11 protein-coding genes are annotated in these 14,699 nt (G+C 45.5%); 6 read left to right on the plus strand and 5 right to left on the minus strand.

What is annotated here, in order from left to right:
- Positions 1 to 86 precede the first annotated feature (86 nt).
- The 4 genes from ACED45_RS18185 to ACED45_RS18200 all read right to left on the minus strand — a co-directional run bounded on the left by ACED45_RS18185 (position 87) and on the right by ACED45_RS18200 (position 5,191).
- Positions 87 to 668: a hypothetical protein gene (locus ACED45_RS18185; protein ID WP_371714660.1), complete on the minus strand. Its 582-nt coding sequence runs from the start codon at positions 666 to 668 to the stop codon at positions 87 to 89.
- Between the two features lie 33 nt (positions 669 to 701).
- A complete protein-coding gene (locus ACED45_RS18190) occupies positions 702 to 1,280 on the minus strand; it encodes a hypothetical protein (RefSeq protein WP_371714661.1) in 579 nt (192 codons plus the stop codon).
- Positions 1,273 to 3,924, minus strand: coding sequence for a DUF2235 domain-containing protein (locus tag ACED45_RS18195; RefSeq protein ID WP_371714662.1), 2,652 nt, complete (start codon positions 3,922 to 3,924; stop codon positions 1,273 to 1,275). Before ACED45_RS18195 ends, ACED45_RS18190 begins: the two co-directional genes overlap by 8 nt.
- Before the next feature lie 124 nt (positions 3,925 to 4,048).
- The gene (locus ACED45_RS18200) at positions 4,049 to 5,191 is read right to left on the minus strand and encodes a hypothetical protein (protein WP_371714663.1); all 1,143 of its coding nucleotides are present in this window, start codon (positions 5,189 to 5,191) and stop codon (positions 4,049 to 4,051) included.
- 594 nt (positions 5,192 to 5,785) lie between these two features.
- On the opposite strand from ACED45_RS18200, the gene ACED45_RS18205 reads away from it, so the two are divergent.
- The 4 genes from ACED45_RS18205 to ACED45_RS18220 all read left to right on the plus strand — a co-directional run bounded on the left by ACED45_RS18205 (position 5,786) and on the right by ACED45_RS18220 (position 10,575).
- The gene (locus tag ACED45_RS18205) at positions 5,786 to 6,484 is read left to right on the plus strand and encodes an ABC transporter ATP-binding protein (protein WP_371714664.1); all 699 of its coding nucleotides are present in this window, start codon (positions 5,786 to 5,788) and stop codon (positions 6,482 to 6,484) included.
- An 8-nt stretch (positions 6,485 to 6,492) separates the two neighbouring features.
- On the plus strand, positions 6,493 to 9,030 hold the full coding sequence (locus ACED45_RS18210; protein WP_371714670.1) for an ABC transporter permease: 2,538 nt from the start codon (positions 6,493 to 6,495) through the stop codon (positions 9,028 to 9,030).
- The gene (locus ACED45_RS18215; protein WP_371714666.1) at positions 9,030 to 10,163 is read left to right on the plus strand and encodes a lipocalin-like domain-containing protein; all 1,134 of its coding nucleotides are present in this window, start codon (positions 9,030 to 9,032) and stop codon (positions 10,161 to 10,163) included. Before ACED45_RS18210 ends, ACED45_RS18215 begins: the two co-directional genes overlap by 1 nt.
- A gap of 202 nt (positions 10,164 to 10,365) precedes the next feature.
- Entirely contained in the window at positions 10,366 to 10,575 is a 210-nt protein-coding gene (locus tag ACED45_RS18220; protein WP_048661049.1) for a hypothetical protein, read from the plus strand.
- A 279-nt stretch (positions 10,576 to 10,854) separates the two neighbouring features.
- Here the strand turns inward: ACED45_RS18220 and ACED45_RS18225 are convergent, their stop codons facing one another.
- Complete coding sequence (locus tag ACED45_RS18225; protein ID WP_371714667.1) at positions 10,855 to 11,643, minus strand: AraC family transcriptional regulator; 789 nt, start codon at positions 11,641 to 11,643, stop codon at positions 10,855 to 10,857.
- 98 nt (positions 11,644 to 11,741) lie between these two features.
- On the opposite strand from ACED45_RS18225, the gene ACED45_RS18230 reads away from it, so the two are divergent.
- On the plus strand, positions 11,742 to 12,635 hold the full coding sequence (locus tag ACED45_RS18230; protein WP_048661046.1) for a DMT family transporter: 894 nt from the start codon (positions 11,742 to 11,744) through the stop codon (positions 12,633 to 12,635).
- A gap of 193 nt (positions 12,636 to 12,828) precedes the next feature.
- Positions 12,829 to 14,502, plus strand: a complete 1,674-nt coding sequence (locus tag ACED45_RS18235) for a peptide ABC transporter substrate-binding protein (RefSeq protein ID WP_371714668.1) — start codon at positions 12,829 to 12,831, stop codon at positions 14,500 to 14,502.
- Positions 14,503 to 14,699 lie beyond the last annotated feature (197 nt).

Raw genomic sequence — 14,699 nt, forward strand, 5'->3', positions numbered from 1 at the left:
CTGTACTGAGTAAAACGGTTAATATTGGATGAATGATCTGCAAAGGCCAACTCATAGTTGGACAGTGCAGTTAAGTATTAAAACCATCATTCAAACGGTACAGGCGAAGACTCACCTTTACCATCAAACAAAACAACCACTTCTGTTACCCCATTTTGCGGAGATCTTTCGATCCAACCATTAGGATCACTTCCTTCCTCTGGCGTACAATCTCGAGTTCTAGATACACAAGCGAACGTGTACATTACTTGGATACGCTCTTCATCTACGATCACCTGCATTGACCCATGTGTAGGTTGGTAATATGCATAATAATTCTGCAAAGTACGCATTTTCTTCTCGGCTAATTCAGCGTCAATCGGTGCATTAATACGGTAGTAAACTAGTTCATCATCATAACTCCACCCTTTACGCCATGTCCCTTTGATATGTGCGGGGACGCCCATTTTTCCGATGTCGGCACTGGCTCCAGGGTAGCCATTGACGGCTCCATAACCAAAGCCGGTCCAGCCGCCCCCAGTGGTTTGGATAGCGACATCACGGATCCCATAGAACCCACTAACGCTTCCCGCGTTACCAATGGTCGCCTTTATTAACGGCTGCTCTTCTTGACAACCACTCAAGGCGACCATTGCAATGAGGAGTGTCGTGATTACGTACTTAGGCATTGTCCCAAATTCTCCGCTTTGGTGTTTGTTCAGTTATTCAAACGGTACAGGCGAAGATTCACCTTCACCATCAAACAAAACAACCACCTCAGTTGTACTCGATGGGTTCATCACTACCCATCCATTTGGATCCGCATCTTCACTTGGTGAACAATCCATCCGGTAAGAATAACAGCCAACAGTAAACATAACTTGGATACGCTCTTCATCTACGATGACCTGCATTGACCCATGTGTAGGTTGGTAGTCTTCATAATAGTTCTGCAAAGTACGTATTTTCTTCTCAGCTAATTCAGCGTCAATCGGCGCATCAATACGGTAGTAGACTAGTTCATCATCATAACTCCAGCCTTTACGCCATGTCCCTTTGATATGTGCGGGGACGCCCATTTTTCCGATGTCGGCACTCTTTCCAGGATAGCCATTGACGGCTCCATAACCAAAGCCGGTCCAACCACCGCCTGTGGTTTGGATAGCGACATCACGGATACCATAGAACCCACTAAGGCTTCCCGCATTACCAATGCTCGCCTTTATTAACGGCTGCTCTTCTTGACAACCATTCAAGGCGACCATTGCAATGAGGAGTGTCGTGATTACGTACTTAGGCATTGTCCCAAATTCTCCGCTTTGGTGTTTTCTCTGTTTTTTCATCGGTTGTGATGCTGTTTATAAGCGTTTCCTTGACCGTCTTATACGGGAGATTTATCACCGTATCATGAGAGCGGTGGATATAGTTGTCAAAGATAAGCGTTGGTTGAAGCGTTGTCTTCCAATCTTCAACGGTTAGATCCCCTAATGGCTTGGCTGATAATTCACCCCATAAAGACTGGCAGAGCTCATCGCTCACATAGTCTGGAGTTAGGTTTTCAATATAATCTGGCTCGATCCATTTTACTCCTGCTTTTTGAGCTTGTTGCTTCATGCGCTCGAGGGCTAGCCCTGCTATCGCATTACTCACGGGTTTAAAGTGATAAAAATAGAGCGTGTTGTCTTTTTCTTTTACCTCACCGTAATGGCCAAACCGTTGTCGGCATGTCTTTTTCCATTCAGCGTCTTTAACTTGACGAGTGCGCTCTATCATCGCAGCCTTATCTAGACTTCCCCCTGGATATGCAAAATTAGCGTGCACGATATCAATGATTTCTGATTTTATTTCGTTACGGTTATAGGTACTGCTCACCGGAAAGCCCACATAGTCAGGGAGTCCCTCTTTCTCGTATTGCTCAATTGAAGGATAACCGCCTCCCACATCGGTATGGCATCCAGGAAAATGTTCTTGGTAGAAATTATCGGGTAACCAATTATCACGACTCAGTGAGGTTAATGGGAAGTTTTTCCGATACTCATGTTCGGCAACCAACTGCAAGACCGTGGTGGCCATCGTCGGCTCTAGGCCCAACTGAAAATTACCTTCATCGTTATTGCCAGCTAAGTAAAACGACCCTACGGTATCAAATAACCCCAAGAACCGTACACTGACACCTTTCGTATCATCGCGTTCATAACCACCTTCTTCTGAAAACTTTTTGTTGCTTTCATTACCCAGTAGATGAGGGTAAACCGTAACATCCGCCTGCTTGCCCGTGACTGGTCGATGGTAATCAGGTAATCCTTGGTACAGTGCATTAACAAAGTGACGAGATAATGCCGCACCTCGGCTAAAACCGATAACATCAAAAACGATATGGGTGATGTCATTATAAGAACCGGATTGCTCCAATTCATCGATAGTGCGCTGCAACTGACTAAGCAAACTCTGCCATTTGTAAAAGGCACCATTTTCACCGTCCACATAGTTGAGTAAGACTTTGCCGCTAATACCCGCAATAGCATCAGCAAAGTCTCCATCAAACGCACGCGGTGCACTCACCCCAAACGCCTGCTCTGGACCGGTTTCATCTTTGGCTGCATCAATGATGGCGGGGCGCTGATTGTTGCCTTCAATGTCGACAGTACCCACTCCCGATACATAGATTGCTGCTGATTCACCTTGAATTTGCGGATAAGCCGCAAACAAACGCGCCACATTGCTGCGTGACTTATTTCCACGCAGCTCTTTGTAAGCGTCATTCTTATCGTTGGCCCCCGTGCCATCAAAAAACACGCCGACACGAAAGAGTTTTTCAGGGCGAAGATTGACGACCGGAATACCTTTGGAAACGAGACTGGGGCTATTGATGGCCACAATCTCTGTCCCATGTAATAAACGGCCAGAGTGCGGGTAATGGCAATTCAGCGGGGCATGATATCGTTCATTCGGGGTTTCCTTACCTTGTCCTACATCCACAAGTTCTGAAATATTCAACGCAAGTCCTTGCTCATTGAGCCACGCTGGATTCACCGAAGAAAACTCATCTTGTGTCAACTTACGAGGTAGATAGAGTAAGTGCTGGTTGTCCAACACCTGATTATCGATACGCCATTGAATCGGTATCGCACTTTGCCAAGCGGTAGGACGAAGCTCATCGCTAAGTGTGAGTTCATCCGAATAGGTCAGGCAGAACCGACAATTACCATTACCGATGATTTTGTACTCTTGAACGAGCTTGCCTTCACTAAAGTGGTAATAATACCCTTGAGTGGCAAGCCCTAGTCGTTCACCAAACTGTACGGCCGGCATCACTGCGAGGAAGGCTTCATTGAGTGCGTTCGTCCCTTTAGGCTTGGCTAAGACGTCTGGGATTGATAGGGGTACTGAAGAGCCTCTCGATGACAATGCAAGCGTCCTTGGCGCATCCTCTTTTATGCTGGCCACCAATTGCGTGCTGTGCTCGTTTTCTTGTTCGCTCCAACGAGAATGTATCGGAGATGTACTCGTTTTAGCTAATGCAACATCCCATCCAACATATGCACTAAAAGACGACTGAGAGCACGAGAGCTCAAAAGCGTACTCAAGATCCGGTCTTTGGTCTTCTTCTGTATTACTGACGGCAGCCTGGACGCTTGCAAGTTTAGGCTCTTGTTGCACTGGTGGATAGTACGCACTTTTATAAGAAGAAGCGGACACTGAAGATGACGCTTTTACTGTCATCCACCTTTCTGATTTTAATTGGGACTTTAATGCGTTGAGGTAAGCATTTCGGCTTTGTCCCACAAAAGGAGCAAGTATTCGTTGCAACTCATAAGGCAGCGCATCATGAAATTTAGATATTGAACCACCGTCAATCAAGTAGCTTGTTAGCTCATCTATAGATGCAGGCTGAGCACCTGCCCTTTGGTTAAACTCTACAACCTTTATGTCCGATACACTCATGGCACCCTATCCCTATACAAAACACGATTAATTACAGGTGAATAAATAAACAGGTTAAGTAGGCGGTAATTAATTATTTGTCTCGTCCTGAAAGAAGGAGCGACTTTTTAACAAGTCACATAAATTATCGCGCATCCGACTCTGCTGTGATGTGCTCCAAGTCAATTAGATAAGGCGGGATTGTGTAAGATGGCGCGTTAGGAGTCTCCCCTAGCAAACTTTTGTTCGCCATCATGCCACTCGGCAATTCACCATTTTTACTGACAATATCAGGTCGAAGCAGCTCAACGCCTTCAATCACATTCGGGTTTTGTTCGCTCGTCGCTATGATGCCATTAAGCATACGCGACATCATCATCGCCATTTCAGCTACCTGTTTCACCGAATCACAATAATTTGAGTTTGAGAGGTCCTGTTTATTTTTTGGGTGAACGACTTGCAAGTGTGCATTGATTGGGTCTGTACTTACCGGTGTCGTTGCCCCCATCAAAGGGACAATACCACTCTCGTCATTATGGCAATAACATTGCTCAAAATTCATATTACCTAACCCAAAATCAACATCGAAGTGATGACCGCCTTTTTCCTTTAAGTAAATCAGACGAGCAATATCAGAGAAGTGCTTGATGCCATCCCACTTATTACTTCCTCCTTTTTCCAAATGGTCACACGCTTTCCTAACCATATTGGCAAGTTCAGACTTTGTTAATACACCTGGTTTTGGTTTGGGTAACGGCTTGTTTCTAAAACGCTCAAAAGCACTTTGTGTCGGGTCAGGTTCAAATAATGTATCGATATCACAGGTATCGTACCCACTGCTGCGTAGTATGGCTCTTTGGGTATCTCGCTTTTCGACAACTTCTTCTTGAATCAATGCACGTTTCACAAACTCTTCTTCTAATAAAGAAGAATGCCAGATGCAATGCTTGAATAGGCTTCCTTGAGATTTTTCAACAGACTCAAGTAAGACATGTAAGGCCTCTTGACTCATAGCGCCCCCGGACCAAAAGCGATGAATGATTTGCGGTATAGGTTTACTCTTACTTTTACCTATTTCGACACCAGCGACCGTCGAAAAGATACCTAAAACAGTAGGGGGAGCCTCTTGCCTCTCTCTAAGAACCCTTTCTCGGTTTTCATCCCATCGCTTCTCATCACTTTCAGAATACGTTAATTCAGCTCTACGCTCTTGTCGTTGGCGCTCTGCTCGCTCACTTGTGGTTTCTTGTCTTTCTTCAGGGTTTACTGGTGATGATTGATATCGCATGTGAGTCCACCTACATATAAATAAAAAATGAGGATATCAATAATTTTAGTTATTTATTATTCCAAAAAATACGTTCAGATGACCTGGCTAAACAAATAGTAATACCAACTAATTAAAATCAAAATTAGTAGTGCCAATAACTACAAAGCACCTCCTTTCGACATAACACTTTGTAACATAACAGCACTAAAACATGACATGTCAGCTTTTAGATTGCCCGAATTCAGCCTATTACTGAGTATAAATACCGCACTAAATCGTTTAGTTTTCGTGAAAAAAAGAACCCAACACTGTTAGAAATAGGCTCGAATTTTTAAACTCAAAAACTGGATATACCACCGACTAACAAAGACTACAAAACTACTATGGATACTTGATTCTCGACTTGAATAGGGCTGTTATTGCTTTCCACCAACTGTATTCCTCCTCACACTGATCTATTTCCCTCTTTTCGAAGTACAAGTTATTAATAATTCGATGTAAATCGCTTTCTTTTTCAAATTATTGTCTACAGTTTTATAGATCTTGTCGCTTCAATAATTGCCGCAAGTGACGGTACCTTTTGATGGTTAGTTTTGGTTATATGGAAAGGAAATGGAAAGCCCAATTGTCACACTCACACATGCCAGCAAAAGCTTTGTTGATGGTAAAGACACTCATAGCGTGTTGGACAATGTCGACTTCGCTTTGGCGACAGGGGCAAGCGTGGCTTTGACAGGGGCGAGTGGCAGTGGAAAGAGTACTCTGCTTAACATCATTGCGGGGTTTGCACCTCTATATGGTGGCGAGTTGTGGCTCGATAGCGAGAATACATCAAATTGGAAAGATCCACAGTGGAGCCGATTCCGCCATCAAAAATTGGGCGTGATCTTTCAACAGTTCAACTTATTGACCCCACTCAACGTAAAACAAAACATCGCCTTCCCTCTTCATTTAAATCAACAGAAGTGGAGCGACTGGTGCGATTACTTAGTTGACGCATTGGGCATCAGCGAGCTACTCGGAAGACACGTATCCGCACTCTCTGGCGGTCAGCAACAACGAGTCGCTATTGCGCGCGCGTTAGCCCATAAACCTAAGCTACTGCTTGCCGACGAACCCACAGGCAACCTCGACCACAAAGCAGGCATTGAGGTAATGAAGCTGCTGAGTGAAATCACTACACAAGGCAACACTGCCGTGCTTTTGGTTACGCACAGCCCGGAATGCGCCAGCTTTATGCAGACAAGTTTGGTATTAGATGATGGTTGTTTAAGGAACGCAGATCTAACCCCAAGAGCAGCAGCGTTGTGAGTCATTCAATGAAGCAAACTGGCTTCGCTCATAGCCAGCTCACCCATACCAGACTGACTCTAAATTTATTCGCGGCACACTATCGTCAATCGCCACTGCAAGCGGCAGCGATTCTGATCGGCATTGTGCTTGCGGTCACCTTGTTTGTCGCAGTGCAAGCGATCAACCTCAATGCCAAGCGCAGTTATGCAGAATCGACCGAGCAACTTAGCGCCCAAGCGCAGAACCTTATCATTCCACCAGCAGGGCAAAACTATTTGCCGGAATCGCTCTACTTCAGCTTAAGACAAAATGGATTAAGCGCAGCGCTGCCTGTAATTGAAGGGCGAGTAAGAGACGAGCAAGGTCGACGTTGGTCTGTTCAAGGCAGTGAGTTGATCGCCGCCCTCACTTCAAGGTCTCGCCACTCTCGCATCAACGAAGAAAGCGATAAAAACAATAGCAGCGAACCAGACATTTCTCTGTTCGACAATGCATTACCATTGCCACAACTCTTGGCAGGTGAACCCATTGTGATGATGAGCCAGTCGCAACACCAGAACTTGGGAGAAGTAGACACACTCACTTTGGATGAAGTGCTCACCAAAGTCGTGGTATTGCCAGATGAATGGCAGCTCGGTAGCCGAATGTTGATGGATATTGGGTTCGCTCAGCAACTGCTTAACAAGCAAGGGCAACTGAGCTATATCGCTATTTTTGACACGAAGAGCGACACGAACAGCAATACTCAGGATAAATGGCAAAGCCTTATTGGCAAGCAAGGGCAATGGATACCCAACAACCAAAGCACGGATCTCGGTTCAATTACCGATAGCTTTCACCTTAACCTCACCGCCATGAGTTTGTTAGCGTTTTTGGTTGGCCTGTTCATCGCTTACAATGGCGTGAAGTACAGTTTGCTGAAACGCAATCGGCTGTTGGTGCAAATTCAACAAGCCGGCATAGCTCCAAGCATCGTGTTTTCAGCTCTGTTAGTCGAGCTAACTCTTTTAGTCACACTGGGCGCGTCGCTTGGTTTCATTTTCGGCATTCAACTCAGCCATTGGCTACATCCCACCGTCGCGATCACTCTTGAGCAACTTTATGGTGCGACACTGCTTCCCGGCACATGGCAGTGGCAATGGTTAGTGCAAGCACTGCTGCTCACGCTGGCCGCAACGCTTGTCGCGTGTTGGCAGCACTTTAAACAGCAGGTGCGACAACCCCTCTCTTCCCATGGCGGTTTCTATCAAGCGCCGGAAGCTTCTAACGAAAATCAGCTGTTTGTTATCGGGTCAGTATTAACCATTGTCGCGTTAGCAGGGTTATGGTTGAGCGAACATCATCGCTTCACCATGGCATGGCTCGGTGTGTTAGTGGTGTCGATTCCTTTGTACCTGCCCAAAACACTCAGCGTGCTAGCGAACTGGAGCGAAAAACGCACCCAATCGGGGTTAATACAATATCTGTTTGCTGAGCTACGTGAACTTATCTCCCCTCTTTCTCTTGCCATGATGGCGTTGCTTCTCGCCGTCACCGCCAATGTGGGGATGAACACCTTAGTCGGCAGCTTTGAATTCACGTTAAAGCAATGGCTTGAACAGCGCTTACATGCCGATATTTACGTTAGCCCTGCCCAAGGTGAAATCGCAAATGTGGAGCGCTCGTTAGAGCAGTTTGAAAATGTTGAAGCCGTTTATAAGCAATACTACGTCGATGATAACTTACAGGGCTTACCGACTTTGCTCGGCACTAAAGACAAGGACACATTAGAGCAAACCATGGTGTTCCAATCCTATCTTGATGACTTCTGGACGCGCTTTTACCAAGGTGAATTAGTGGCGATCAGCGAACCCACTGCGGTGAAGCTCGGCTTGTCCCTTGGAAACCAACTCAAGCTCGACGCGATCCAAGACAAAACACTCATCGTAGGGGCCATTTTCCACGATTACGGCTCACCCAATGGGGAAGTGTTACTTGCACCTAATTTATGGCTCGAAAGCGGATTTACTGACTTACCCACCAGCTTGGGAATCAAAGTTTCTGGCGACCCACAAGTGGTGTACGAACAGCTACGCCAACAACTCAATCTGCACCCAAGTCAGCTTTACGATCAAGCACAGATCAAATCGATCGCGTTAGATATATTCTCACAAACCTTTGCCATCACTCGGGCGCTTAATGGCGTCACATTAATGGTGGCGGTGATAGGGTTGTTCTGCGCCTGTTTCATGTTGCTCGATGCACGTAAAGCCGCCATTGCAAGGCTGTATGCGCTCGGTGTTAGTCGGAAAAAATTGATGGCGATGGTGGTCGGGCAAATCGTTGTTCTGGTCGCCTTCACTCTGGTTATCGCCTTACCACTCGGCGCTATGGTCGGTTATGTGTTGACGGACATCGTTACCCTGCGCGCCTTTGGTTGGAGTTTAAATTATGTATGGAATTGGAGTGACGCATTCAGCATCGCAGCCATCACCATTTTAGTGGCTGTGTTTGCGACCTTGATTCCACTGTGGCGTTTGGTCAGCAAACCTGTTGTATCCAGTTTACAGAGCGAGGTGTTGTGATGAATCGAGCAATAAGAGTTTTCGTTCTCACACTAGGCATCTTGTTCCTTTTAGGGTGTGAGGAGTCCACTCAACCATCAGCTCAAAATATGGGTTCGATACTTGGCGCAGAAACACAAACCGACGATGAAACACAAAAAGAGGCTGAGCAATTCACGCCGGTAGTAAAAGGTATCGACATCACCTTCCCTGCCGACCATCAAGCACACCCAGATTTTCGTCATGAATGGTGGTACTTAACCGCAAACTTAATTGATGAAGACGGCAACACTTTAGGCGTGCAGTGGACACAGTTCCGCTTCGCGGCTGCACCACAAGAAAGTGGCAATGGCGCTAAGAAAACCACGTGGCAAAGCCAGCAAATCTACATGGCGCACAGTGCTGTCGCCACTAAAGACAAGCACTACGCCGATGAAAAGTGGTCTCGCGATCAAGCTGAACTAGCAGGTGTAGGCAGTTCGCCGTTTCGTGTTTATCTCGATGATTGGCAATGGACGTCGACGACCGATGACCTGTTCCCAGCGACATTAGTCGCTAACTCGGATCAATTTGGATACTCGCTTAAGTTAACCAACAACGCGCCTTATCAAAAGCAAGGCGAACAAGGCTACAGCACTAAAAGTAGCGATGGCAAAGTGGCTTCCTACTACTACAGCCAACCATTCATCGATGTATCAGGCGAGGTAACCATTGATGGAGTCACCCATCAGGTTTCCGGTACAGGTTGGATAGACAGAGAATGGAGCTCGCAATTTTTACTCGACTCGCAACAAGGTTGGGATTGGTTTGCGCTAAGGCTGAGTGATGAAACCAGCTTGGTGGTGTTTCAACTTCGCAACTCAACAACAGGCAAAGCCAGTTACTCCCATGCGAGGTTGATGAATCAAGATGGCTCCGGCATCACGATTAAGCAGCAAGACATCAGCTTAACCGCCATCAAGCAAACGGAAATCGATGGGCGTGACTACCCAACAGAGTGGCAAGTTTCGATTCCAACGCAACAAATCGCACTGACCGTCTCAGCACTCAATCCTAATTCCAAAATGCCGCTGTCAGTTCCCTATTGGGAAGGGCCAATTAAGATCAAAGGTTCTCATTCCGGCTCTGGCTATATGGAATTGACGGGATATTAAGTCGTGTATTAATAAAGGTGGAATCTAACAACAAATACATCGCGATAGCCATGAACTAAACCATTTCAACCAAAGCTTCCACAGCGAAGGCTTTTTGCATTCTCAACGTTCTATTTACCTTAACGCCTGTTGAAAAATATCTAATTTAACCAAACTATGAGCTCCCCTAAAATACCAATCAAATGCTTATGGGAGATAGAACATGATTAGCTCAGTACACAATGACGAACTCAACAGATACATAGAGAAACTCGACTTAAACCTTACAAAGGCTCAGGTTAGTGAACTTGGTTGGCAGCAAAGTAATGAAGAGGTAGGAAAAGAAAAAACAGTATTGGGCTCGTGGTTTTTCTTTTCTTTCTTTGGCTTATGTACGTCTGCATGTCTTGCACTGCTGATGTATATCTCATGAAGATAAACAGAACAATGACCACGTATAACCAGCATGGAACGTTCAATTGGTTCGAGGTCGACGGAGAAACGTACATACTGTTCAAGGTCGGCAGCAACAGCGCTCTATTAAACCAACACTATGAGGATCTCACCGAACAACAGAGCGAAATATATGGGCTATTAGGGGCGATTCCATAACCTCATACTGCACATATTCACTTATGGTGTATCTATTCACTTATGAGCTACCTAATCACTAACTAGTTGAAAAATAATTTCTTTTAGAAACAACAACGAGCTACAACAAACGGTTTTTATACTGTTCCGGCGTTTGGTTCGCGTAACGTTTGAACATGGTGATAAATGGGCTTGCTTGGTTATAGCCCAATGTAAGAGCGACCTCTTTGACCGATTGGCCGTTTCTTAACAAGTCCATCGAGTACAGATAGCGGACACGCAATCGCCACTCTGTAAAGCTCATTCCAAGCTCCGTCTGGCAGTGGCGAGAAAGAGTTCTTTCCGTGGTGTGAACACGTTCAGCCCAATCTTTCAGCGTCACTTCGTCTGTTGGGTTTTCTTCAACAGATGCCAATATAGGCGCTAGGTACTTATTGTCGGTCGAAGGTAAAAAGTGGTGTTCAACCTCACGTTGCGCAAGTTGGTCAAGCAGTACCTGGACAAGCCTTTGATCTTGTTCTGTTTCCGCAACATTTATTCCACGATCGCGAAAATCATCTATGATAGAAGACACAATCGGCGTGATCTTTATAAGACTGGTTTTTTCTGGCAGATGTTGCGTTAGCTCTGGGGCGATATTTAGCGAACAGTAGTCCAAAGGCTTACGGTTATAACTGCAATGCATCACCCCGGCCGGTACCCAAATCGCCAAATGTGGTGGCGCTAGAAATCGGGTGCTTTCCGCTTCCATCTCTAATATACCGCCACTGATCAACTGGACCTGTCCCCATGAGTGGCTATGAACTCGAGTTTCAGTGTTCGAAAGAAACGCTTCAAAATTCATAAATACGTTGGATGGTGCCTTATCAATTGATAAGGATGGATGAAGGTTTCTGGACTGTTTTTTCAAACTTGTCTTCCTATCGCGCCTGATGTCTTTCTAAAGATACTTGTAAGTATAACGACCTGTCAAACTAGCCGCATCAACTCATTTGCGACGGAATTCACATGCATTATCTCTTACCATTTTTTACAGTCTGTATCTGGGGCGCCAATGCAATCGTCAACAAGCTTGCTGCAAGCACCATAGAACCTAGCGCGATGAGTTTTTACCGCTGGTTTTTTGCGATGTTAATTCTCACGCCTTTCTGTATTCGCCCGGTGATGAAGCAGTGGGCTGTCATTAAGCCAAACCTATCGAAATTAGCGTTCCTCGGCTTTTTGGGCATGGTGTTGAACCAATCTCTAGGTTACTACGCAGGCTTAACCACAACCGCTTCAAACATGGCATTGATCACGTCTTTAGTCCCGTTGATCAGTGTATTTCTGAGCGTTCCTTTGTTGCATAAGTCCATTTCTAGTTTGAGTATTGTGGGTGGTGTGTTGTCACTGTCAGGCTTAGCTCTGATGTTAGGTAAAGGCGATCCTTTGTTCTTCATCCATCAAGAATTGACCCAAGGCGATGGCTATATGCTGATTGCGGCCTTTGTTTATGCTTCTTACTGTGTGCTCTTGAAACGCTGGAAAATGCCAATCAGTAGCTGGGTGGTGATTTACATTCAGGGTCTGTTTGCTGTCGCGATGCTTACGCCACTTTGGCTTACCAGCGAACAACTTTTACCACCGCAACAAGCGATCCCATTGATTGCTTACGCCGCAGTTGCCGCTTCGATTTTAGCACCTTGGATGTGGGTGAAAGCGATTGACACCATTGGTGCTGACTCAAGCGCGATGTTCATGAACTTGCTTCCAGTTGTTGCGATCGTATTAGCTGCGACATGGCTTGGCGAAGAAATTAACCAGTTCCACATCATTGGCGGTGTGATGGTGATTTCAGGTGTCATCCTTGCTCAAATTAAAAGAAAACCAAGGCTTGAGGCTCCTCTCCCTCAACAAAGCTAAACGCATCATCCAACGCTCACTTTAGGGCAAATATTCAAACTCACTTTTCTTACTGTGCCTACTCCGAAGTAGGCACTGTTATTTTATTCACAAGCCTTTTAAATGCTTTTAATACGCGTTCATTGTGGTTGCAACATGTTACCGACTCAGGTTTAATGCATTACGTACTGTTTAAGTTGTAAAAGGAAGTACAATGACTCAACCACCGATCCCTGTGATCATCTCGTCTCTACTTGCTTTGTCATCTGTTTCAAGCTTTGCTGCCACTGCTCCTGCTCCTGCTCCTGCTCCTGCTCCTGCTCCTGCTAATACTAATGCACCATTAGCTGAAGAACTATTAGCTGAGGAACAACATTTTGTACGCGGCAACGGTGCAGAGCCCAACACACTAGATCCTAGCTTCGTAAATTCAGGCATGCCCGGTGACATCATCGTCAATGATATGTTTGAAGGCTTTGTGATTGAAAACAGTGACGGGCAAATCATCCCAGGGCAAGCCAAAGAATGGTCTATCAGCAAAGACGGCAAAACCGTGACGTTTGTATTGAAAGAGAACCTCAAATGGTCAAATGGCGATCCAGTCACAGCGTCTGATTTTGTGTTTGGTTGGCAGCGCGCAGTGTCTCCGAAAACAGGTAATAACACGGGTTTTGTTTTTTCTACGGCTAACATAGTGAACGCTAGCGAGATTCTATCAGGAGATATAGAGCCCTCTAAGCTTGGCATCAAAGCATTAGATGAGCGCACGGTTGAGATTTCACTTTCAAAACCTACGCCCTACTTTATGAGTTTAATGAGCATCAAGACCTTTTTCCCTTTGCCTGCTGAGTTGGTTCAAGAGAAAGGCGACCAATGGACTCGCGCAGAAAATATCGCGACCAACGGTGCTTACACTTTGAGTAAATGGGTGCCAAACGAATACGTTGAAGTCGAGAGGAATCCAAATTATTGGGATAACACATCGACAATCATCAACAAGGTGACCTATTTGGGCTTATCATCTCAAAATGCTGAGCTTATCCGTTATCAAGCGGGTGAAATTGATATGACCAATCGCGTTCAGCTTGAGTACTACCAGAAATTAATCCAAGAAAGCCCTGAGCAGATCAAAGCGCAAGCTCTACTAGGCTCTTACGTCTATTCATTCAATACACGTCAAGCGCCGTTTGATGACGTCAGAGTACGCCAAGCACTGAGCATGGCCGTCAATCGTGAGATTCTGGTCGAGAAAGTTACAGGTCAAGGTGAGCCAGAAGCATACAGCGTGACGCCGAATAATATTCCTGACTACACAGCGCCTTTATCCGAATTCAATTCTCTAGACAGCGAGCAGCGTTTAACCAAAGCCAAAGCTCTACTTGAAGAAGCGGGATACAACGAAAACAAGCCTCTCAAGTTTACCCTTACGTACAACACCAGTGAGAATCATAAAAAGATAGCGATCGCGATTGCATCGATGTGGAAGCCACTTGGCGTAAAAATTGAGTTGGAGAACATGGAATGGAAAGCCTATGTTGCAGCGAAAGGGAGTGGCGACTATCAGCTGGCTCGCTCATGGGCATTTGGTGACTATCCAGAGCCTTCTGCACTGTTAGAAGCCTTCACTTGTGACCACACAGCAAATGAGAGTGGCTACTGTAATCCAGATTATGATGAGCTCTTACAGCAAGCGAGTAAAACGGAAGATCAGTCTAAACGCTTTGCTTTATATCAGCATGCTGAGTCGTTACTCAACGATTCTGCAGCAGTTATGCCTTTATATCATTACAACCACACACGATTAGTGCGAAATACACTAAAGGGCTTCCCAAACAATAATCCGAAAGGAAATATCTACGCGAAGGATCTATACTTTGTAAAACAGTAAAAGTGAGCTGATAAGAAAACAATAATAGCTACCACTTTAGTAGTAACTAAGATACAGTCACTTTAACTAAACCAAATCAACAGCGGTTAGTTGGCTAACACAAAAAAGGTACCGACATGAGTACCACACGGCTTAGAAACACCTTGATCTGCTCCAGTCAGACTGGACACTTAGCTAAGCGACATTTCGCTTTTCAA

Source organism: Vibrio crassostreae (assembly GCF_041439375.1).
GTDB lineage: Bacteria > Pseudomonadota > Gammaproteobacteria > Enterobacterales > Vibrionaceae > Vibrio > Vibrio crassostreae_D.

Bases quoted from the DNA above. Each gene is read 5' to 3' on its own strand.
- ACED45_RS18235 (WP_371714668.1), top strand. From the start codon at position 12,829: ATGACTCAACCACCGATCCCTGTGATCATCTCGTCTCTACTTGCTTTG.
- ACED45_RS18190 (WP_371714661.1), bottom strand. From the start codon at position 1,280: ATGCCTAAGTACGTAATCACGACACTCCTCATTGCAATGGTCGCCTTG.
- ACED45_RS18220 (WP_048661049.1), top strand. From the start codon at position 10,366: ATGATTAGCTCAGTACACAATGACGAACTCAACAGATACATAGAGAAA.
- ACED45_RS18210 (WP_371714670.1), top strand. From the start codon at position 6,493: ATGAAGCAAACTGGCTTCGCTCATAGCCAGCTCACCCATACCAGACTG.
- ACED45_RS18200 (WP_371714663.1), bottom strand. From the start codon at position 5,191: ATGCGATATCAATCATCACCAGTAAACCCTGAAGAAAGACAAGAAACC.
- ACED45_RS18205 (WP_371714664.1), top strand. From the start codon at position 5,786: ATGGAAAGCCCAATTGTCACACTCACACATGCCAGCAAAAGCTTTGTT.
- ACED45_RS18215 (WP_371714666.1), top strand. From the start codon at position 9,030: ATGAATCGAGCAATAAGAGTTTTCGTTCTCACACTAGGCATCTTGTTC.
- ACED45_RS18185 (WP_371714660.1), bottom strand. From the start codon at position 668: ATGCCTAAGTACGTAATCACGACACTCCTCATTGCAATGGTCGCCTTG.
- ACED45_RS18195 (WP_371714662.1), bottom strand. From the start codon at position 3,924: ATGAGTGTATCGGACATAAAGGTTGTAGAGTTTAACCAAAGGGCAGGT.
- ACED45_RS18230 (WP_048661046.1), top strand. From the start codon at position 11,742: ATGCATTATCTCTTACCATTTTTTACAGTCTGTATCTGGGGCGCCAAT.